This window comes from Lacticaseibacillus rhamnosus (genome assembly GCF_900636965.1).
GTDB classification, from domain to species: domain Bacteria; phylum Bacillota; class Bacilli; order Lactobacillales; family Lactobacillaceae; genus Lacticaseibacillus; species Lacticaseibacillus rhamnosus.
In genome coordinates, this window is the sequence record NZ_LR134331.1 from 2,938,451 (window position 1) to 2,958,728 (window position 20,278).

Annotated in this window: 19 protein-coding genes; 13 read left to right on the forward strand and 6 right to left on the reverse strand. The window is 46.2% G+C overall.

What is annotated here, in order from left to right; genetic code table 11:
• Window positions 1-171: 171 nt before the first annotated feature.
• Entirely contained in the window at window positions 172-1,101 is a 930-nt protein-coding gene (locus tag EL173_RS14800; protein WP_005685735.1) for an alpha/beta hydrolase, read from the forward strand.
• A 167-nt stretch (window positions 1,102-1,268) separates the two neighbouring features.
• Here EL173_RS14800 and EL173_RS14805 read toward each other — a convergent pair whose 3' ends face one another.
• The 5 genes from EL173_RS14805 to EL173_RS14825 all read right to left on the reverse strand — a co-directional run bounded on the left by EL173_RS14805 (window position 1,269) and on the right by EL173_RS14825 (window position 7,847).
• Window positions 1,269-2,222, reverse strand: coding sequence for an alpha/beta hydrolase (locus EL173_RS14805; RefSeq protein WP_005685734.1), 954 nt, complete (start codon window positions 2,220-2,222; stop codon window positions 1,269-1,271).
• A gap of 108 nt (window positions 2,223-2,330) precedes the next feature.
• Window positions 2,331-3,485: a mannitol-1-phosphate 5-dehydrogenase gene (locus EL173_RS14810; protein WP_005690481.1), complete on the reverse strand. Its 1,155-nt coding sequence runs from the start codon at window positions 3,483-3,485 to the stop codon at window positions 2,331-2,333.
• Window positions 3,486-3,488: 3 nt separating this feature from the next.
• Window positions 3,489-3,932 (reverse strand): PTS mannitol transporter subunit IIA, encoded by a 444-nt coding sequence (locus EL173_RS14815; protein ID WP_005685732.1) that lies wholly within the window; start codon window positions 3,930-3,932, stop codon window positions 3,489-3,491.
• A 4-nt stretch (window positions 3,933-3,936) separates the two neighbouring features.
• Window positions 3,937-5,994 carry a BglG family transcription antiterminator gene (locus EL173_RS14820; RefSeq protein ID WP_005690479.1) on the reverse strand — a complete coding sequence of 686 codons (2,058 nt, stop codon included), beginning with the start codon at window positions 5,992-5,994 and terminating at the stop codon, window positions 3,937-3,939.
• 35 nt (window positions 5,995-6,029) lie between these two features.
• A complete protein-coding gene (locus EL173_RS14825) occupies window positions 6,030-7,847 on the reverse strand; it encodes a PTS mannitol transporter subunit IIBC (protein ID WP_014571730.1) in 1,818 nt (605 codons plus the stop codon).
• A gap of 468 nt (window positions 7,848-8,315) precedes the next feature.
• Between EL173_RS14825 and nagB the strand changes: the two genes are divergently transcribed.
• The 9 genes from nagB (at window position 8,316) to EL173_RS14870 (ending at window position 16,477) form a co-directional block, all read left to right on the forward strand.
• Window positions 8,316-9,026, forward strand: a complete 711-nt coding sequence (gene nagB / locus EL173_RS14830; RefSeq protein ID WP_005685729.1) for a glucosamine-6-phosphate deaminase — start codon at window positions 8,316-8,318, stop codon at window positions 9,024-9,026.
• A gap of 278 nt (window positions 9,027-9,304) precedes the next feature.
• Window positions 9,305-10,090: a Cof-type HAD-IIB family hydrolase gene (locus tag EL173_RS14835; RefSeq protein WP_014571731.1), complete on the forward strand. Its 786-nt coding sequence runs from the start codon at window positions 9,305-9,307 to the stop codon at window positions 10,088-10,090.
• Window positions 10,091-10,421: 331 nt separating this feature from the next.
• On the forward strand, window positions 10,422-10,682 hold the full coding sequence (locus EL173_RS14840; RefSeq protein ID WP_005685727.1) for a hypothetical protein: 261 nt from the start codon (window positions 10,422-10,424) through the stop codon (window positions 10,680-10,682).
• A 10-nt stretch (window positions 10,683-10,692) separates the two neighbouring features.
• The gene (locus tag EL173_RS14845; protein WP_005685725.1) at window positions 10,693-10,869 is read left to right on the forward strand and encodes a hypothetical protein; all 177 of its coding nucleotides are present in this window, start codon (window positions 10,693-10,695) and stop codon (window positions 10,867-10,869) included.
• Between the two features lie 328 nt (window positions 10,870-11,197).
• Complete coding sequence (locus EL173_RS14850; RefSeq protein ID WP_014571732.1) at window positions 11,198-11,974, forward strand: spr1630 family ClpXP-sensitive toxin; 777 nt, start codon at window positions 11,198-11,200, stop codon at window positions 11,972-11,974.
• Window positions 11,975-11,985: 11 nt separating this feature from the next.
• On the forward strand, window positions 11,986-13,167 hold the full coding sequence (locus EL173_RS14855) for a spr1629 family repressor/antitoxin (RefSeq protein WP_005690460.1): 1,182 nt from the start codon (window positions 11,986-11,988) through the stop codon (window positions 13,165-13,167).
• A gap of 377 nt (window positions 13,168-13,544) precedes the next feature.
• The gene (locus EL173_RS14860; protein WP_005690458.1) at window positions 13,545-14,615 is read left to right on the forward strand and encodes an efflux RND transporter periplasmic adaptor subunit; all 1,071 of its coding nucleotides are present in this window, start codon (window positions 13,545-13,547) and stop codon (window positions 14,613-14,615) included.
• Complete coding sequence (locus EL173_RS14865; protein WP_005685721.1) at window positions 14,608-15,297, forward strand: ABC transporter ATP-binding protein; 690 nt, start codon at window positions 14,608-14,610, stop codon at window positions 15,295-15,297. Before EL173_RS14860 ends, EL173_RS14865 begins: the two co-directional genes overlap by 8 nt.
• Window positions 15,284-16,477, forward strand: coding sequence for an ABC transporter permease (locus EL173_RS14870; RefSeq protein ID WP_005690456.1), 1,194 nt, complete (start codon window positions 15,284-15,286; stop codon window positions 16,475-16,477). The genes EL173_RS14865 and EL173_RS14870 overlap by 14 nt, the downstream gene beginning before the upstream one ends.
• Window positions 16,478-16,491: 14 nt before the next feature.
• Here the strand turns inward: EL173_RS14870 and EL173_RS14875 are convergent, their stop codons facing one another.
• On the reverse strand, window positions 16,492-17,409 hold the full coding sequence (locus tag EL173_RS14875; protein WP_005690455.1) for an NADP-dependent oxidoreductase: 918 nt from the start codon (window positions 17,407-17,409) through the stop codon (window positions 16,492-16,494).
• A gap of 164 nt (window positions 17,410-17,573) precedes the next feature.
• Here EL173_RS14875 and EL173_RS14880 point away from each other — a divergent pair, with 164 nt between their 5' ends.
• The 3 genes from EL173_RS14880 (at window position 17,574) to EL173_RS14890 (ending at window position 20,257) form a co-directional block, all read left to right on the forward strand.
• The gene (locus tag EL173_RS14880; protein WP_014571734.1) at window positions 17,574-18,395 is read left to right on the forward strand and encodes a helix-turn-helix transcriptional regulator; all 822 of its coding nucleotides are present in this window, start codon (window positions 17,574-17,576) and stop codon (window positions 18,393-18,395) included.
• Between the two features lie 71 nt (window positions 18,396-18,466).
• Complete coding sequence (locus EL173_RS14885; RefSeq protein WP_005690452.1) at window positions 18,467-18,898, forward strand: SRPBCC family protein; 432 nt, start codon at window positions 18,467-18,469, stop codon at window positions 18,896-18,898.
• A 123-nt stretch (window positions 18,899-19,021) separates the two neighbouring features.
• Window positions 19,022-20,257 (forward strand): hypothetical protein, encoded by a 1,236-nt coding sequence (locus tag EL173_RS14890; RefSeq protein ID WP_014571735.1) that lies wholly within the window; start codon window positions 19,022-19,024, stop codon window positions 20,255-20,257.
• The last annotated feature ends 21 nt before the right edge of the window (window positions 20,258-20,278 follow it).

Consider the following 20,278-nt stretch of genomic DNA (forward strand, 5'->3'; position numbering starts at 1 on the left):
TTGCAATGTTATTATACGAGATAAATCGAGAAATTGCGACTGGTTATGCAATGAGTTAAAGTAATAACAGAATATTTGCAGATTCATAAGCAAGGCTTCGGCAATCGTCCGCTTTAGCATTTGCCATGCTTTGATCCAACTGCAAGACTAGGAAATGGGAGGCTCTTTATCATGAAACAAAGCCATTTGATCGGCCTTGCAACCCCACTGTTGTTGTCAGCGGGCACTTTAGCAACTGCTGAGCGTTTTTACCAATATGCATTTCGGCGAATCAATTACATTCCTGATGCCCGTAGCTCCATGCAAAAATACGCCTCATCATATTACCGTCATGTCCACTGGGTTGAAAGTCAGCGGCATATTGAAGCCTGGCATATGACAGCTCCGGATAATCAGCGGCTTGAAGCACTTTGGCTGCCGCATCCCGGTAGTCAAAAAGCGGTGATTATCGGTCATGGTTATAAGGGCACCGGGATTACCATGAGTAACTTTGCCCACATGTTTTACGACTTGGGCTTCAATGTGTTGTTGCCTGACGATCGTGGCCATGGTGAATCTGATGGCGAGTACATCAGTTTTGGCTGGTTGGATCGGCTTGATTACCTTGGCTGGCTGCAACGCATTCTTGACCGGCTTGGCAACGATGCCCAGTTATTGCTGTTTGGCACGAGCATGGGTGGCGCCACGGTTTCATTGGTCGCAGGCGAGCCGAGTTTGCCGAAACAGGTCAAGGCCGTAATTGAAGATTGCGGGTACACGGATGTTGAAACGGAACTGGCTTATCTTTTAAAGAAGCAATTCCACCTTCCACCGTTGCCACTGGTACCATTAGCCAGCTTCATCAATTATCGGCGCTTAGGTTATCCTCTCCGCGTGGTCAACGTCCGTCAGGCTTTAACGCGAAACCGCCTGCCATTACTAGTCATCCACGGCGCTGAAGATGTTTATGTGCCAACCAAAATGGGCCGCGAAAATTACGCTGCCTCCGCTGGTCCCAAAGCGCTCTGGATTGTCCCGGGTGCGGCCCACGCCGAAAGTTACTGGATTAACCCCGCGGCCTATCAAGCGCACGTGAAGCGATTTTTGGATATTTTCTTTTAGCGCTAGCAGTCCCAATAATAGCCATCATGTGGTAGCTAAGTTTCGTTGCCGTTTCCTCCGCGTAGCCTTCAAACTGCGCGGTTTTTTTAATCTAAAAAGACTCAGATCGCCTCTGAGTCTTTTTAGATCGCCGGATGAGTGGCTGCTATGACTGCCACTTCCGCAGACTATTCAAATTCGTTTTCTTCAGCTTGATCTTGCTGCTTGCTTAACGCATCAAACGTCCGCAGCATCTCCAAGTTCGTCTCAATACTTTCCGGCCATTCCCAATGTTGAACATTAAACACATGCTTAAGGTGCGGCCCCGCACTTGCCGGCCATAGCTTCGTTGTATAGGTGACGTGATTAGCATCGAACACCTTCAACAAGGCTTGGCTTTGCAAGTAAAAGCTGTCATTTTGCCCGCCAATCAGCATAAACGGCGGCAGGTCCAAGCCTTTGACAACCTGCGAGAAATTCAGGTGATCGGCCAGTGCCTGATCGCCGCCGCTTAACTTGTCCAGATAAAACGCGGCCATATCGCTCATGTCACCGGCTGCTTCGGGAAGCTTACTTGGTTCGGCGACTGGACAAACCAGCGCCACCAGGGTGAAGTTGAAATTAACCCGACTCACACCAAAGAGTTCCTGTAACTCCGCACTCTGCTGGATGCAGGCAACCAAGGACGCCAGGTGGCCGCCAGCTGAATCCCCGGTCAAAAGCACATGGTCAAGGTCAAATCCGCGTTGAGGGCCAAAATGCGATAACCAGCGCAGACTAGCAAAGATGTCTTGAATCTGGCCGCGTAAATCAACATCCGGTAACAACCGATAGCCCATACCCATCACTGCGTATCCTTGACTAGCCAAATAGCGGCAATAATTACGATTCAAATTACGATCACCATAAAACCACCCGCCACCATGAATATCGATGACGGTCGGCATGGTTGCGTTGCGTCTTTTGGCCGGATAGTACAGGTTCAGGGTTTGCTGCGGATCAGCCGACTGTTCGTACCGATATTCCGTCTCCCAATGAACATCTTCCGGTACCCGTTCATCCGCGTACCGTGCCTTATCCCGAGCAGCCGTTTGCGCCCAGCTCGCTTGAACTTTTGCCAACATTGCCTCTTCATCTGCCATTAACGAATGCCTCCATTTCCTCGTGTTAAAAGGTTATTCCTATATTAACGCAAAAAGACTGCCGGTGCGTCACCCGACAGTCTAATCGTTTGATTTTAAGCCCGTTTTTTAACGATCCTTGGATTTAACACTTGCTTCAACTTCATCAATCAAAGCAGCATCTTTTAACCCGGTTACTTCTTTAATGACGTCTACCAATGGCTGATCCTTGAGCATCGCCTGAAGTTTAACGGCTTCGGCATCATTAGGTTCAACATAATGGAACATCATGCCAACCGTATCCATCAAGACGCTGTAATCCAAACCGCGTTCCTTCAGTTCCCGAATCGGTCGGATGAAGCGTTCGTTGTAGCCAAGCTTACGAATTGGCGTCCGGGCAACTCGCGAAATATCATCGGAAATATACGGGTTCTGGAACCGTTGCAAGACCCGATTTTGATAAGTCTCAAGTTCCTTTTCATCAAAGTTCTTGAATTCAGCTAAAAGCAGCGAGCGGGTTTCGGCAAGTGCACCCTTGGCCTGATTGAAGACTTTAGGATCCTTGATGGCTTCACCGATCGTGCTGTAGCCCAAGTACTTGCCGGTGTAAGCCGTGGTTGCGTGGCCAGTGTTGACTGAGAAGAGCTTGCGTTCAATGTATGGTTCGAGATCAGGCACATAATCGACGGTCTTAAGCTTCAGATCATGGTTCTTCATCTGGCTTTCGTCAACAACCCATTCTTTGAAGTCTTCAACACTAACCGCTAATGGATCATCATGTTTTTGCTGCGGGACAATGCGATCAACCGCTGCATTAGGGAAGCCAACGTACGTATCAGCAAAGGTCTTGCCGGCGTCATCAAGATGTTCATAAACGCTCTTCTTCAGCGACTGTGATCCGCCAATCATGTTCTCACACGCAATCACATCTAATGGTTGGTGGTTGTTAGCGGCCGCGCGTGCTTGCAAACCTTGAGCAATCAGCGGCGCAATGATCGGGAGAATCTTCGGGCCAATCGCCGTCGTAACCAAGTCGGCTTGGGCAATAGCTTTCACAACTGCCTCAGGATCCTTGGCGTTATTCAACCCGTCAACATTGTCCACATGAATTTTCTTTTCACCCGGGGCGGCCAAAGTGATGGTGTATTCCCCGCGCTGATTTAACGCATTGATAATCGTCTCGTTAACATCGACAAAATTGATTTTGAATCCATTAGCGGCAAGCGTTTCACCGATAAAGCCGCGACCAATATTACCTGCACCAAAATGTACTGCTTCCATCATGATTTATTCAACTTCCTTCAGTAAATTGACGATTTCTTCCGGCGTTTGTGCGTCGGCCAGTTTTTGAACATTTTCAACATCGCTACAATAAAGCGCAATTTGTGAGAGTAGTTTGAGATGCTCGCCGTTTAATCCGGCAATGCCGAACACAACGGTGACGAGATTCTCATCAGCCGGATCATCCGACCAATCAACTCCCCACGGATATTGAACGACCGAAATACCGGTCTTTTTAATATATTTCATGCCGTCTTCAGTGCCATGGGGAATCGCAATAAAGTTACCCATATACACTGAAACGTCACGATTACGATCAATCATTGAATCAATATAACCCGGTTCAACGTTGCCATTGTCGACCAAGAGTTGGCCGGCCTGACGAATGGCTTCTTCCCTGGTCTTGGCTTCTTGACCAAGTTTGATCGTCTTTACGTCAAGTCCTTTCATCATGTCACCTTCGATCAATTTTTTGAATTTCGTGCATAAAAACTTCTGTCATCACTTGATATAACTGACTATAGTGGCCTTTTTCAAAAAGCTGTATGTCCGCTGGTGAGGCAACTAGCTTGGCGCTAACTGCACTCAGGAGGGTCAATGTTTCTTGTGGAACAGGATTCGGCGTCAGCAACAGGAGAATCCGCTGCAGTTGGATCGTGCCCATGTCCATTGCCGCTAAAGGTATCGCTGTTTTGAGATCAAACGCCCCGATATATGGGGTTGTGACACCGCGACTACTCGTGTGAATCATTGCTAAACCTGTATTCGGGATGCCAACCGGCGCTAACTCCAATCTTTTTAACAGTGCTTCTTTGACAATTGGCGGTTCAACGACAACGGTCGGTAACCGAGCAAGCATCGCATCGATAGCAGCAGCAATCGTGGTGACCGGCTCATTCAAGTCGTTGACGGCAAAGTGTTGTAGTAACCCATCTGCTGCCATCACCATGGTTTTTAGGCTCTCAAAGGCGGTAACTGTTTGGTCCAGTGACGGTTGATTCAACGGCCGCACTTGTTTAGGTGTGGCGCGCTGAACAAGCCGGCGCACTTCCGCTATTTCCTCGCGTCCCAATATCGGAGTAATCACCAAGTACTGATGCTTAAACCCCGGCAGCGGCATGGTAGCAAGGACCAGATCGTAATGTTCAAGTTGTTGTTCCGGTAAATCACTCACCTGAACAATCTTAATCTTACGGATTTCCGGTACCTGCACACGCAACTTTCCAGCAATCAAGCTGCCGGTTCCGGGTCCATCACTAGTAACCAATAGCACCGCAACGGGCTTTTCTGCTGGCGCGTGATCCAAAACCGAAGCGAAGTATAAAACCAGATAGGCAAGCGCGTCGCCAGTGAAGGCTCCTTGGCCGAAAACATGGTCAGCCGCCTTTTGAACCGCTTGGTAAAGTTCAGAATAATCATCTTGCAAATGAGCAAGTACGGGATTGGTCATTGTGACACCAGACAGCCAATCCCCTCCAGCCGTTCGTTGGACATGAGCCAGTAATGAGGAATAAAGCTGTGGGTTCCCGGAAAATTTCCCGGGAAATGATCGGGCTACTTCCCGAATAAGATCCTGAACTTCAAGGTTGATGGTTAAATCAAATTGATCAACCGGTTCGCCTGCCAACCCGCCGCGAATATTACTCAGTTCGATGGCAAGGAATTGATAATCACCGACACGTACTTTTTCGCGGATTGTCGAATCCATCTCGGCTAGGAATTGTAGCGCCAGTTGTTGATCCTGAAACAGTCGTTCCTGATCAAAATGCTGCTGCGGTTTAACGTGATGGTCCTCACGCAATCTTCGTGTATTAATTGCAACCGTTAGTAGCACTGCTTTACGTTGATTGTCATTTAGATCCGCTAAAGCTTTAATCTGAGACAGTGCGGTGTTAGCAGCAAGTAATTCTTCTTGCGGTAACCGTTCAATGAAATAGTTCGCCACCGGATCAAAGTCTTGCTGCGGATCGTTTAGGAAGCGAAAGAACACATACGGATTAATTTCAGCATTCAAGACGCCGACCAGAACCCGGCGAATATCACCTTCTTGTCCTTCGATCCAGATACCAGCTGCTTTTTGCCGATTCAGCTTAAGATGATATTCATTTAACGCCGGTTCGAGAATATCCAGATCTTGCTTAATCGTCGTAATGCTGACATCTACCGCATCAGCTAAGGCTGTCATCGTCAAAGTTTCATCCGTTGTCAGCAACATCAGTGTTAGCGCACTCTGCCGCTGACTGGGATCAAAGGTGAGATCTTGCCGTTGATGTGACAAGGCTGCAGATAGACTGGCTAAATCAGCAGCTGCTCCCACAATCCGGTACGAGCTGCCATTGCCTTTGTCCAATTTCAAATTCACCGTTGCGATATCATGTTCCAGTTGCGAAAGCTCACGGTAAATGGTCCGGCGGCTGACACCCAGCTGTCGCTCCAGCTCGTCGCGGCTTATGCCGGCGGGCTGGCTCATCATCAGTCTGATCATTTCCTGTTCACGATTCGTTAGTAACATGTTTTTCGCCCCAGACGGCCGCAACTCGACCTCGCTTATTTCAATTTCTCAATAAGTTTATCATAGTTCGTCGCGTTCAAAAGACCATCCACGGTATAGACTTGAACATTGGCAAATTGTAATTTAACACGCCGGGCAGTTTCTTTCGATGCGATGATTAAGACATGATCCTTATCATCAATCTCACCGATCGCAACATTACGAACCTTGACGTCTTTGTTGAGTTTTCGCAACTCAGAGCGGAATGTCGCTTGTGCCATAGTTGCCGAGCCGATATTTTGATCGTGATGCAGGAAGTCTACTTCTGTAATCTTATCGAAGTCGATATCGTTAAGCTCGTCTTCTGGCGTTTCCTGCTTAGCTTTTGGCGTTTCTTTAGTTGCGGTTTCATCTGTCCCGCCAACTGCTTCAGCCTTCAAACTAGCAATGATCTCATCATACTTAGGACTATTCAAGAAGTTCTCAACAGCGACGTGTGCTGCATCAGGCGTTTGTTTCTTAGCCCGATCAGCCAATTCTTCTTGCGTCACAACTAAGAGTCCCGGCTTATCCTGCAAGTTGCTAATGGCCGTGTTGGTAACCGACAGATCCAAACCAGCCTTCTTGACTTTATCACGAAGAATCGAAGCACCCATGGCACTGGAGCCCATGCCGGCATCGCAAGCAAAGATAATTTGCTTAATGCCTTTAGCCTGGCTCATGACATCTTTAGCAGCAGCCACATCCTGACCTTTAGCTTCAGCTTTCATCGACTTCATCTTCGCTTCACTGGCTGCCAACTCATCGCCAGTACCCTTATCGCGGCGCAAGATGAATGCCGAAATCAGGAAGGAAACGGCAGTGGCACCAGTAACCCCAACGATTAAGCCGATATAGTTTCCGATATTAACCGGTGACATCGCGAGCAACGATAGGATGGAGCCGGGAGATGGCGAACTCTTTAAGCCAACATTGAAGATTGAGAACAAGGTCGTCCCAGTCACACCACCAGCCATAACTGACAGGAACAATGCCGGTTTCATTAGAACATATGGGAAGTAAATTTCGTGAATCCCACCTAAGAAATGAATGATGATGGCTGAAGGTGCAGAACCTTTGGCCGCACCCTTACCGAATAAGGCAAATGCAAGCAGGACACCAAGCCCCGGACCCGGATCAGGTTCAAGCAGGAACAGGATGGACTTACCATGTTCAGCTGCTGCCTGAATCCCAAGCGGTGTTAAGATCCCTTGATTGATCGCATTATTTAGAAACAGGATCTTAGCTGGTTCAATGAAAATATTTGCTAACCATAACAGACCATGATTGATAATCCAATCAACGCCGGCTGCCATTGCGTTAGTCAAGCCGGAAATGATCGGTCCCATTAAGAAGAAGCCAACAATTGCTAATAGCATCCCGATAATGCCGGCACTGAAGTTATTGACCAGCATTTCAAAACCTTGGCGAATCTTGTCTTGGACCCGATCGTCCCATTTCTTAATACACCAGCCGCCTAGTGGGCCCATCACCATTGCCCCAATGAACATTGGGACATTGGTTCCGACAATAACCCCCATTGCAGCAATGGCGCCAACAACGCCGCCACGGTGACCTGCTACCATTGAACCGCCGGAAAAAGCGATGAGCAATGGTAATAGGTAAGTGACCATTGGCGTGATCATTTTTGCTAGTTGCGCATTTGGCAGCCAGCCACCTTTAAGGAAGATGGCAGTAATGAGGCCCCAAGCAATAAAGGCGCCGATGTTAGGTAACACCATGCCGGAAAGCTTGGTCCCGAATGATTGCATACCGGCCTTCAGATTGAATTTCTTCTTCTCTGTTGCCGGCGTGTTTGCTGATTTAGCTTCCAAAGCAAACACTCTCCTTTCCCTTGTTTACGAAGATTATTGTAACCGCTTTATGTAATCGCTGACAAAAGCTACTTTGGCACAGTTAGTTGTGCCAAATATTCAGCATCAATCGCGTCAGCACTATTTGTGGGTCAAAATCATACGTGTCAGATAGTAACAGTGTTCGTTATCTGTTTCACAAGTTATCTAAATCTAGACGCTGTTGCTCGCCTTCAATTAAGCCCTGTGGATTGCTTTTTGAAAAAGAAAAATCAGTTTCTTCTATCTAAGTCAGGAACATCTCAGTGCTATTTCAACTGCCAGCGTTAATCATAAAGCCGCGCTCATTCGTGATCTGGTTTACAATGCGATGGCGATTTAGCCACAGCGCCGGATTTTTAAAAGAATGCAAATTAGGTATAGACCATTGTTGACAGCGGCATTTTATGGTGTTATATTGGACTAGACCAGATAAGGGGGATATCAATCATGGATGTTAAAGTTTTTGATAATGATACAGAAGCAGGAAAATACGCATTTGAATTGATTAAGCAAGGCATGGACAACGGTGCCAAGGTGCTTGGCTTGGCTACTGGCAGCACACCGGTCACCATGTATCAGGCAATGGTAAACAGTGACGTTGATTTCAGTAACATGACCTCGGTTAACTTGGATGAATACGTGGGTATGTCACCGGACAATGATCAAAGTTACCATTACTTCATGAAGAGCCATCTTTTTGACAAGAAACCGTTTAAGGAAACCTTCGTGCCAAACGGTCTTGCCAAGGATCCAGAAGAAGAAACCAAGCGTTATAACAAAGTGATTGCCGATCACCCAATTGACATTCAAGTCTTGGGTATTGGCCGCAATGGTCACATTGGCTTCAACGAACCAGGCTCACCATTTGATGCCGAAACCCGGAAGGTACCTTTAACCCAAAGCACCATTGACGCCAACGCCCGCTTCTTTGAAAACGAAAACGACGTACCACGCTATGCTTACTCCATGGGCATTGGTTCCATTATGAAGAGCAAAAAGATCTTGCTTTTGGCATTTGGCGAAAATAAGGCCGATGCCGTGCAAAAGATGATCGAAGGCCCTGTTACCAACGACGTGCCAGCATCTATTTTGCAAAAGCATCCAGATGTTGTCGTTATCTTGGACAAGGCTGCCGCAAGTAAGTTAAGCCACAAATAATCAGCCATTCAGCACCATTTAATGGCGTGAGCGGCCACATTAGTTTGCGCAGGTGAACATTAAAAATTCGACCCTGGAGAATTTTATCTGGGGTCGAATTTTGTTTCTGCTTCTTTAATAGGAAGTTGCTGATTCTCAACGTCCTAAATCACCGCGCTGAATTGTCTGTCTGCGCGGCTTTTGTGTAAGCGGTTTGTTTGTTTACCCGCCACGGCTCACACCTAGGCAGATCCATGGTAGAATGAGGCCATCATCTTAATTTATATATGGAGGAAACTATGTACAAAGCTGTTGTCTTTTTTGATTTAGACAAAACCCTGCTGAATGATGAAAAACAGGTCCCGCCGGAAAATGTTGCTGCACTAAAAGCGCTCGAAGCCAACCATGTCTTGCCTGTCATTGCTACTGGCCGCAACTACTACGAACTCGATGACATCATGGCCGTTACCGGTGTTCGAAGCGCCATTGCAGCAAATGGTGGTGATATTTTCCTGGAAGGCGAGCATATTTTCCAAAGCGTGATCGGTGAGCCGCAACTGACACGGTTTCTTAATGCTAGTGCTGCCCGCAATATTCAGGTCGCGATGTATACAAGTGACCAATCAGCCTTAACGGGACACAATGAGTTGACCACTGATAATTACGCTCAGGTGCGGCAAACCCCGCCGCCGATTAAGCCCGATTTTTACAAACATGAAGCCGTCTGCATGCTACTAATGTTTGTACCTTGGACCGATGCCGGCGATCAAGTCGGACAACAATTCATTAAGGATTTTCCGGAAATGACCTTCTACCGTAACTCACATTACACCTTTGATGTCGTTAATCGCGGCATTTCTAAAGGTACTGGCATGAACATCTTGCTGAATCAACCCGCATTGCGCGATATTCCTACCTACGCATTCGGTGACGGGTATAACGACATTCCCCTTTTGCAGGCAGCCGATACCGGGATCGCGATGGGTAATGCTTATCCTAAAGTTGCTGCCGTTGCTGACTATCAAACCGATGACTACCGTAGTCATGGCATTCCCAATGCACTCGCGCATTTCAACTTGATTTAATTCGGTTTTAACCTCATCGGCCACATGCGGTGAGGTTTTTTGGTTCTTCTCAGCCATCATTTAACCAAATTTCAGGTTGACTATTCGAACAAATGTTCCCATAATAAAAACTGGTATTCAGTCGTGAAAATATTTTTATTTTTGACGGCAGATCATTGATATATCAACATTTCTGCAACTTCCTATAACGTGTTCACGGGGTAAAGTCAAGACCGCAACTGCGCGATTTTTCTGCTATACTCAAAGCATGTTGCACGTTATTTGGGCGTGGTCGTATCACCGATCAGTAACGCTGCAACATCGATAAATCTGCTGATGGAGGGGTCTCGTTATGTTAGAACAATCGACAATGCATCCTGTGGTTTGGATCAATCAACATACTTATATCAGTATCGTTAAGAATGCGGACTACAATTTAGAAGTTTGGGAGATTACCGCCGAAAATCGGCAGCATCGGATGGCTCGGATGAACTACAAATATCATCGCGATAATTTCGCCGGGTTTATCTATCGGCTCTTTCCGCAGATCGATCTCATTCAAATTCACAATATTCAAAAGAAGCTTAATCCCTATTTTGATTTAGAAGTTTAGAGGTGTTCACATGGATAGTCTGGTTTTGCAACTGTTAATCATGGTCGTAGTCGCCTTGGTCATGACGTTAACGATTATTATTGCGGAATGGCGCACTAAGACGTTCAAAACATGGCAGATTAGCGTTCAATCCGTGGTTGCGGTGTTGTTATTAGCCATCGGTATCAGTTTGCTGACGGTTCGCTGATTTAGAAAACCTGATTGCGATGCTGCCAAGTATGGCATTACGATCTGCTTGGTATCTATCGAATGTCACAACGCCCAGTGATATTTTGACAACCTAGCCAAGCTACCGACTGCCACTGAAAAGCACGCTAAGAAAGAAACCAGCATTAATAAGCTATGTACATCCTGCTAAGCTAATCGGCTTTCGAGAAGACGTATCTTGTCACTCGAAGGTCGATTTTCATATTCATGCCCTATTTAGGTGCTTACTTTAAAAAATAGTCGTTATTTGCGGTAACATTTAAACTTCTATGATAAAATTAAGCAAAAATCACAGAGGGGGCGTTTGTATGCATCATTTGGAAATCCCTGCTTCGATCGCACAACAGTTGGTTGATGGTTTAATGGGCGGCTATAAGGATTACCTTGCTGAGCGTAAGCAGAAACAGCAGTCTTTGACTATTAGCGGTGCGTTTGCCTGGACCCGGAGCAATTTCATCGACTCTAAGATTAGCGAACTAGTCAGTAAGGAACCTTCAATTAGTAGTCAACCCGATAAGGCCGGATACGCTTGGGAATACATTCAATTTATCCACGAACAAAGCAATCATCGCTCATTGATCATTGTTAAAAATGCGCGGCAGCTAAAGCGTCGATTCAATAATACGAATACGACTGTAGACAAAAATAATTATCTTTATCAATTAGCCGGCATCAATAATGAGTTGAGTGCAGCCGGCTTACTAAGCAGTCGGCAAACTAATGGCGTCATTCAGCTGGAACTAGCTTTGCCTGATACCAACAATGCTGTTGTAAGTCTCATGAATCAAACAGCTCAAAAATCATCACCGTTCTCAAAATTCTACATTGTGACTTACGCGGTAGATAACGACAGCAAAATGATCAAGCATATTGAACTAACGATGCCGAATCAAACCGAAATGACTTTGAAACCCATTCAAGACTTAACCCCTTTAATCAAACACAGTCCATTCCAGATCAGCCTTGAGGAAGTTGAGCCGATTCAGTCTGATCAGGTGCCCGACGCAGCATATGAACAAAACACCCTGTTTGGCTACGAAATTAATGCTGATCCGGAAACAGAAATGGAGGCAGACGCTGAATAGCGGCAATTAATATGTTTATTGGTTCAAAACTCCAGGCCCTACGAGAATTAAACGGCTATACACGTAAAGAATTAAGTGATGTCATTGGCGTCACCCAGCAGGCTGTCTGGCAATACGAAAACGACAATGTCATGCCGAAAATAGAAATTCTAAACACATTTCAAAAAATTTTTAACGTCGAAATGCTCTTTTTAATAAGCGGAAGCGCCCCGAAACACGTTGTCCATGAAGAAAAAATAGCCTTCAGAACATCTGACCATTCAAGTCGCAAAAAGACTAAATTAGAAGCACGCTACTTAGACTTTGCCGATGACCTGACAAGTTATTTTGAACAGTTCGTCCGCACCAGCCCCACCGGATTTGATCAGCTTCAAAAACTGGTCCATCAGTTGGTACTAAATCAGCATGAGCCTTCACCGATTCGCAAAGTGGCAAAAGTAGCACGAAATTTTTTAAAACTTCAGGATAATCATGACTTAATGGCCAAGCTTGAACAAATAGGCATTTATATTGTTGAAAAAGATCTCGGTAGTGATATTGATGCCTATTCAACGATTGCTGACAGCGGCCGTGCCTGGATTGTATTGGGTTCCATCAAGAAATCAGCAGTTCGGCGTAATTTTGATCTTGCCCACGAATTAGGTCATTTACTGCTCCACAAGACGCTTGATTTCGATGAATTAACCCCCTCCGAATATAAGCAAATTGAGCACGAAGCCCACACATTTGCTGCTGAATTACTTCTGCCACTTGAAGACTTTACACATGATTTCAAGGCGCTGTATCGCCGTTCAAATCCTGATTACTACCTTGACTTAAAACGTAAATATCAGGTTTCAATTGTTGCTATGGCAATGCACGCCTATGATCTTGGGCTGATGAGTTATCAAGAACAGCGCTATTTCTTTGGGCAACGCAATAAAAAAGGATACCGATTAATGGAACCTCTAGATGATCAGTTGATCCCCGTACGCCCCGGCAAATTGCGTGCTTTGATCACACTGTTGTTTAATCAGCACATACTAACGCTCAATGATCTTTATCAAAGACTACATGTCCGACCTACATTTGTTACCCGCCTTTTTGCTCTGGATAGTAACTTTTTTGAGAAATATCAGCCACAGCATCAGTATGTGAATCACCATAATATTATTGCGTTCCCGCAGTCTTTCAATAGAAATTCAAGCATTTAATCTGCTATGTTTGGGTTATTGTCATCATCCCTAACCAATTAAAAACGAGTGAGTCTCTGGAGAATAAAAAACGGAGATTCACTCGTTTTTGGTTTCACGTGGAACTTTTTCAAAAAATCTTAACATCCGGTTTTTGGTGAAATCTGTTATTTCAACCATCAACTTGACGCCAAGACTCAATTGGCATAGTCGAACTGGTGACAGTGTTTGCCCCTGTATATTCTTATGATTTTATAAACGTTTTTATCATCACGAGCTAGTTTCTTAATCAACCAAACATCATGAACTTCACAAAGTTTATGGTTGGACGTTAACCAATTCAATCCGTATACTGACACCAACAGCACGGTGACGAAATACGTTTTCACGGAGGCAGCATGATGAAAAACAGACAGAACAAGCATAAAGGCATCTCACAACGACTGGTCATTATCGGAATCGGCGTTTTGGCAGTCATCGTTGTTACGATTATCTTTTTCGTAACTCAGCAGAAGCAAACAAAACCGACAACTGCGCCGGCTACCCTCACGACTTATCAGGTCAAACGCCATGAGTTGCGGTTATCCGGCCAGGTACAAGCTGTCCGTTCGCAAAAGATCGATATTCCAGAAGGCACCGTCCAAAATCTCACCGTCAAAAACGGGGACACGGTCGCGGAAGGCCAACAGTTATTGACGGTCTATCATCCCGATGTCCAGCAAAAGATTGCCACTGCCACGCAATCACTCGCAAAACAGCAACGCAGCCAAAAGCAATTGGATGACCAAATTAACCAACTGAAAACATCGCTGAATCAACTGGCTGCAGACGATCCACAAAAATCCGAGATTCAGTCACAACTTACGGAAGCCCAAAACAATCGCCAGGATGCAGCTGCAAGTGTTGACCAAGCCACACAGGAGCTGAATCAATTGCAACAGGATCTAAACACCGCCGTTAAAGCGCCTTTTGCCGGCCGCTTATATATCGACTATCAATCAAATGGCAGTCAAAGCATCACGGAAACCTCTTCAGACATGGAGGCAGTCGGCGAAGTGTCCGAATTTGATTACAATGATGTCAAAGTGGGACAAAGCGCAACCGTCCAGGCACTTTCAACGAAGACGAAACAAACAACGGCGATTGATTTTATTAGTAGTGATCCCGCCAAATCCAGTAAGCCGAATCTGGCTAAATATGAAGTGACGGCCAAACTGGATCAAGGCTTCCTCAATGGTCAGTCTGTCAGCATCATCTTGCCATTAGGCGGCCTCGAGATCCCTAAAACCGCTGTCCGTCAAGGTGCTGTCTATAAAGTCGTCAATGGTCGTGCTGTCCGGACTAAGATCACTTATACCAAAAAAGACAACATGTATGAAGTTACTGAAGGTCTCGACAGCGGCGATCGCATCCTCCAAAGTCCGACCAAGTCAATCAAAAACGGAGCGAAGGTGACTGTCGATGATTGACCTTCAAAATGTCAATAAGAGTTACGGCCAAGGTGATACCGCTTTTCACGTTCTCAAGGATATTAATCTGCACATCGACCAAGGCGAGTTTGTCGCGATCATGGGGCCTTCCGGATCCGGAAAGACAACGCTGATCAACATCATTGGATTTCTTGATACGGCATTTGAGGGCAAATATCTTTTTGAAGACGAAAATGTCGCCAACTTCAATGCCACAACCGCCTCACATATGCGCAATCGTAATGTCGGCTTTGTTTTTCAAAACTTCAGTCTGATCCATAATCTGAATATATTTGAAAATGTCCTCATTCCTCTAAGTTATGGTGGTAAGCGCCGATCAGAAGTTAAAGGACGAATCGCCGAGCTGCTCGATTCGGTTGGCCTTCCGGGAGTCGAAGATAAGCTGCCGCGCAATTTATCCGGTGGCCAGCAGCAACGTGTGGCCATTGCCCGCGCGCTGGCGAATTCGCCGCAATTTCTGATTGCCGATGAACCGACCGGCGCTTTAGACAGCCATACTTCAGAAGATATTATGCAACTTTTCAAAAAACTGCACCGACAAGGCGGTACGATCATTATGGTCACCCATGATGAACATGTGGCGCTGGAAAGTGACCGTATGATCAAGGTCCTGGATGGCCAGATCATCAGTGACACGGAGGTGGCCCATGCGACTAACTGAGCTGATTCGAATTTCTTTTCGCGCATTGGCAGCTAACAAGCGGCGCAGTTTCCTGACCATGCTGGGGATTATCATCGGTATTGCCTCAGTGGTGACCATCCTGTCGTTAGGTAACGGCATCAAAGCCGCGACCGTCAAAAACCTGCAAGCAGATACACAGGGACAACAAACCGCCGAAATCACCTTTAATCCCAACAGCAGCGGTGACGCCGATGCGGGCTTTAAGGAAAGCGATGTCGCCCTTGCCAAGCAAACCGCACCGGATAAAATCCAAAAAGTCGTCATCAAACATGAAAAAGAACGTCTGCAAGTCATGGGGCAATTAGCAAATGCCGACACCACCATGTCAGTGACTTTAGTGAATAAAACCAAACCCAACGTTTCGCTTATCGCCGGATCCGGTTTTAATCAGGATTCCTTACAAGCAGACGGTCAGGACGCCTTGATTTCCAAGAATCTGGCCAAGAAGATTTTCCATGGTAATTCTGCCGCCTTACACTCTTCACTAATCCTAGGCACTAAAAGTTACAATATCGCTGGGGTTTTCAGCCCACCCAAGTCTAATTATTCGGCATTAGACGTCGAAGTTCTGGTTCCGGAAAAAGCCTATCGCGCCGGTCAGCTTTCACAAGAAGGACGCAAACTTGCCATCACCTACAAACGCGGCAGTGATGTCGGCCAACTGACCAAAAATGTCGTGAAGCAGTTAAAGAAATCCGGCAGTGAACATCGCAGTGGCAGCTATGAATACTTCGATTACGGCGAACTGCTTAAGGGAATCGGTAACGTCATCAGCGGCTTAACCTTGTTTGTCAGCGCCATTGCCGGAATTTCCCTTTTGATTGCCGGTGTCGGCGTCATGAACATGATGTACATCTCGGCCTCAGAACGTTCGCAGGAAATCGGGATCAGAATGGCAGTCGGTGCCACACCGGCCGAAATTATGAAACAGTTTCTGCTAGAGTCCGTCATGTTAACACTAACCGGTGGCATCATCGGTCTACTTGTCGGGGCCATGGATGCGTGGCTCATCGCCATGTTCCTACCCTTCAAACCGGTTGTCACGGTTGGCTCGATTGTCGGAACCTTTGCAATTTCCAGCATCGTCGGGATCGTCTTCGGCTTGCTACCGGCAAAAAGTGCGGCTAACAAGAATTTGATTGATATTTTGAAATCGTAGTGTTTAGATGGCCGCTAGAAACTTACCAATATCCGTCCTTGCGAATGTGCGACTTTGGATTGCCACTGCGCTTCCCGAATCTTTTCAAATGGATAAACCGTTTGGATATGCGCTGTTAACGTTCCATCGGCTAACATCATGAGTAATTGTCGGTAGCCATTAATCCCTATCGTGCCATTGGTAAATCGAAATGTTTGGCCGGCTTTACGTAACTGAAAGTCAGGCACTGACAAGGACAATAATGCAAACTGGTCAAACATTTCAGCAAGTAAGTGCAACAATTGCGGTTGCCCTACAGTGTCAATAATCTTATTTGGAGGCGTCACCCGATGCAGTTGCGCTGCCAAGTCATGTTCATAATTCACAACGATATCTGCGCCAAGAGAAGCGACAAAGTCATGATTGATCGTACTAGCAAGTGCGATCACCCGGGCTTGTCGTTTTTTCAATAACTGAATCAGATATGTTCCTACCCCTCCTGAAGCGCCTGTTACTAAAACTGTATCTCCCGCTTCAACCGCTGCCGTCTGGACTGCTAACATCGCAGCATCGGCACCGCCAATAAGCGTGGCTGCCGCTTGCAAAGTTGTTGCTGCTGGCACAGGAAAAAGAAACGGTGGCAATCGTGAATCAAGATACGTTTGATTGGCGCCGCTTGGTTGCACGCCGATCACATTTTGTCCTACCAAATGTCGGTCGCGTAACAGACCCACTGCCTGAACCACGCCCGCAAACGCATAGCCTACAGTCAATGGTAGTTTGACCGGACGCATTTGTTTTAGCTTGCCTTCTTCTGTCATCCAATCATATGGCAAAACAGGTGTATACTTCACTTGAACCAAAGCACTCAATGGTGAAACTGCAGGTTTAGGCTTGTCGACAATTTTCAAGCCATCAATACCACTGTAATTCGTTTGAATAATCTGTTTCATTTTAAGGACTCCCTCGTATATTGATACGCCAAGTCTAGCGAGTCCGTCAGGCAAGATATAATAAGAATACTAATATTTCCGATTCGTCTATTAGTAAGCACAGATGGTTCGTTCGCTGCTTGCAATATGCGGCTGTTTGCCAACACGTCAAAGGAGGACAACTTGTGACAACCACTATCGGTAGCATCCTGAAACAAACCCGCAAAGCTCAAAAACTAACGCAGAAGACTGTTGCTACTGGGATCTGTTCACAAGCCATGCTTTCCGCAATCGAACATGACAAGTACATCCCTAACGTAGCGCTGACACTAGCTTTATGCCGGCGCCTTGGTCTGAGTCTTGAAACCTTAAGTTTGGCGGAAAATTACGCGATTAGTCAGACCGCTGATTTGAATGCTAAGTTGGATCGCTTATGTAATGCTCATGAATATGAGGCGTTATTAGCTTTCTTGCAATCACCCACTACTTCAGCAGCCATTGCAACTGCCGCGCAAACCGAAGCTTACTATTACTACTTGAGTATCGCTGAATATCAAACCCATCATCAATCAGCACTGATGCATATTCAACTGGCTTTAGCACAGCACAGTGCCGGTACACCATTGACAGTGCTAGATCGCTTAAGTTTTGCGACAAAGGCCGTTATAGAAGCGACTGCCGGTCAGAAAAAAGCAGCCGACCGCGATTTTTCAACCGCCTTTGAAGAACTTGAAACAACCGCTTATGCACCAAATCTAAATAGTTTATTCTACCTTCATGCATACACTGCATATAAAGCAGGCGACTATCTTGCATGTGCCAACCAACTGCAGGCAGGGATCGATTTTGCAACTGCACACGGCTCTCATTATATGTTGGCCAACGATTACTACCTACTTGCATCTGCTGCACAAAAGCTCAAGAATGCTGACACGCAACGTGAAGCAAGTCAGCGAGCGGCGATTTTTAAAGAGCTTTTTGGGGATACGATTTTCCACGACTTCTAAAATATCAGCATTCTTATTTTTATAAAGTCCCTTCTCTGCTTATTCTCAAAGTATCAAAAGAAGGGAGCTCCATGATGATGAAAAACTTATTTACCAATGTTATCGCCGTTCACGCAAATGCAACCGAGGTCAAGGCTATGCTTGCCGATCCAACGCAAATGCTTAAGTGGATTCCGGAAATCGATACAGTCACTGAAGACCAAAATCAATTTCAGATTATTCGTCAAACAACCGCACTTAATCAGTCCGAAATGATCACTGTCACAACAGCCGCTGACAGTATCACTTACCATAGTACTGAAGGCCGTCTTGCCTATGACTTGACGTTTACATTCACCACCGCTGACGATCAAACGGTTGTGACGGAAACCTTGGCTGTACCTGAATCAACTGATACCCATCTGCCACTAAAATTACTTGCTCCGATTGCCAAACACGCATTTTACGAAAATCTAACCAACTTTGCTACCTTGGTCGAACGCCTAGCCTACGAAACAAAATGAAAACTGCATAACGAAACCGTCGCGCAAAAGTCGCGACGGTTTTTGCTATCATGACCAAGATAGCTCATGGCAGATAACGATGTGGGTTATAATCAGAACACGTCCAACCTAAAGGAGATATCCATGGCGCTTTATCTTTTTCTCAGCTTATTAATTATCGTGTTACTGATCCTGACATTGCTACAGTATCTCAACACCAATCGCATCGTTGATCAACAGCTCACACAGCACAAAATGATGTTTCCCAATCAAATTCGCAGGGCTCGCAGTGTTTACATGCGCGGTATTTTTCGCGCTAACCATCGACAGCGCAACTTACGCACTACTGCCATTGTCTCGGATATCCTCGCTGCCATCTGCTTAGTCAACGCCGTCGTTGTTCACTTTCAACCTGATTCAACGGTTAGCTTGGGAAATTCGTTACTTCGCGGTCAAGCGCTCCATGTTTCTTCACAGCTCAATACAACCATTCAAAACACTTCTTTGTTGATCGGCATGTTGCTGGCACTGGTGAGTCGAGTCGTTTGGTTGTACCTGTCACGGTGGCGTTACCAGAAACTAGTTAAAGCAGACAGCGAACACGCCAGCGGCCCCACTGACCTTTTCTGGACGCCCGCTGTGTTACTTCAAAATCAGTATCATTTACAGCTCGGTATTCAAGCAGTGCTCATCGTCGGTATCATCTTTCTTGCCTTAACCGGTCTATTCGACTGGCTTCCAACGCCAAACAACGCAACATCACAACCACAGTCTCAATCGGTTCCTGCATCCCCCAGCTCAAGTCGTACCTCGGCTCCATCAGTAAACACCGAGTCAAATACAAGCAATGCAAGCTCCGGTTCAACACCGCAAACCACGCAGCCAACCTACCCGATTGATGACATGAAAAAGGCACCACTTGCCCCGGCTGTCGCATTGGCAAACCTGACCGATGCCGACCGAGCTGCCCTACTTTTCACGATGTACTGGACCATGAACGGGTTGCAAACTTATCAAGTGGCTGAATATGCCAACAGTACCGATGAAACATACAGCTATCATCTAGTATCTGGCGCCAGTGGACAATTAATCGTCTTTTCCGAGACGATTCCGTCTGTGAATCAATCCGATTATATGTTCTACGCCTTTATTCAGGGTGAAACCGTTAAACTCTACAACATGTATCAGTCCAAGCAAGCTATCACCAGTCTCGCCAGCCAGTACAATCTTACTGTGACAGGCACAACCATTACGCCAAACATGCCGGAGATTCAGGATAGTAACATCAATATGCGGCAACTCATCAGTGCTTTCCTAACAGACCCGGCTTTTGCCAAAATCAAATCAGGGTTAACCCAAGGCGTAGCGGTACCACTGTAAGCTTTTGCGCCTAGTTTTTGC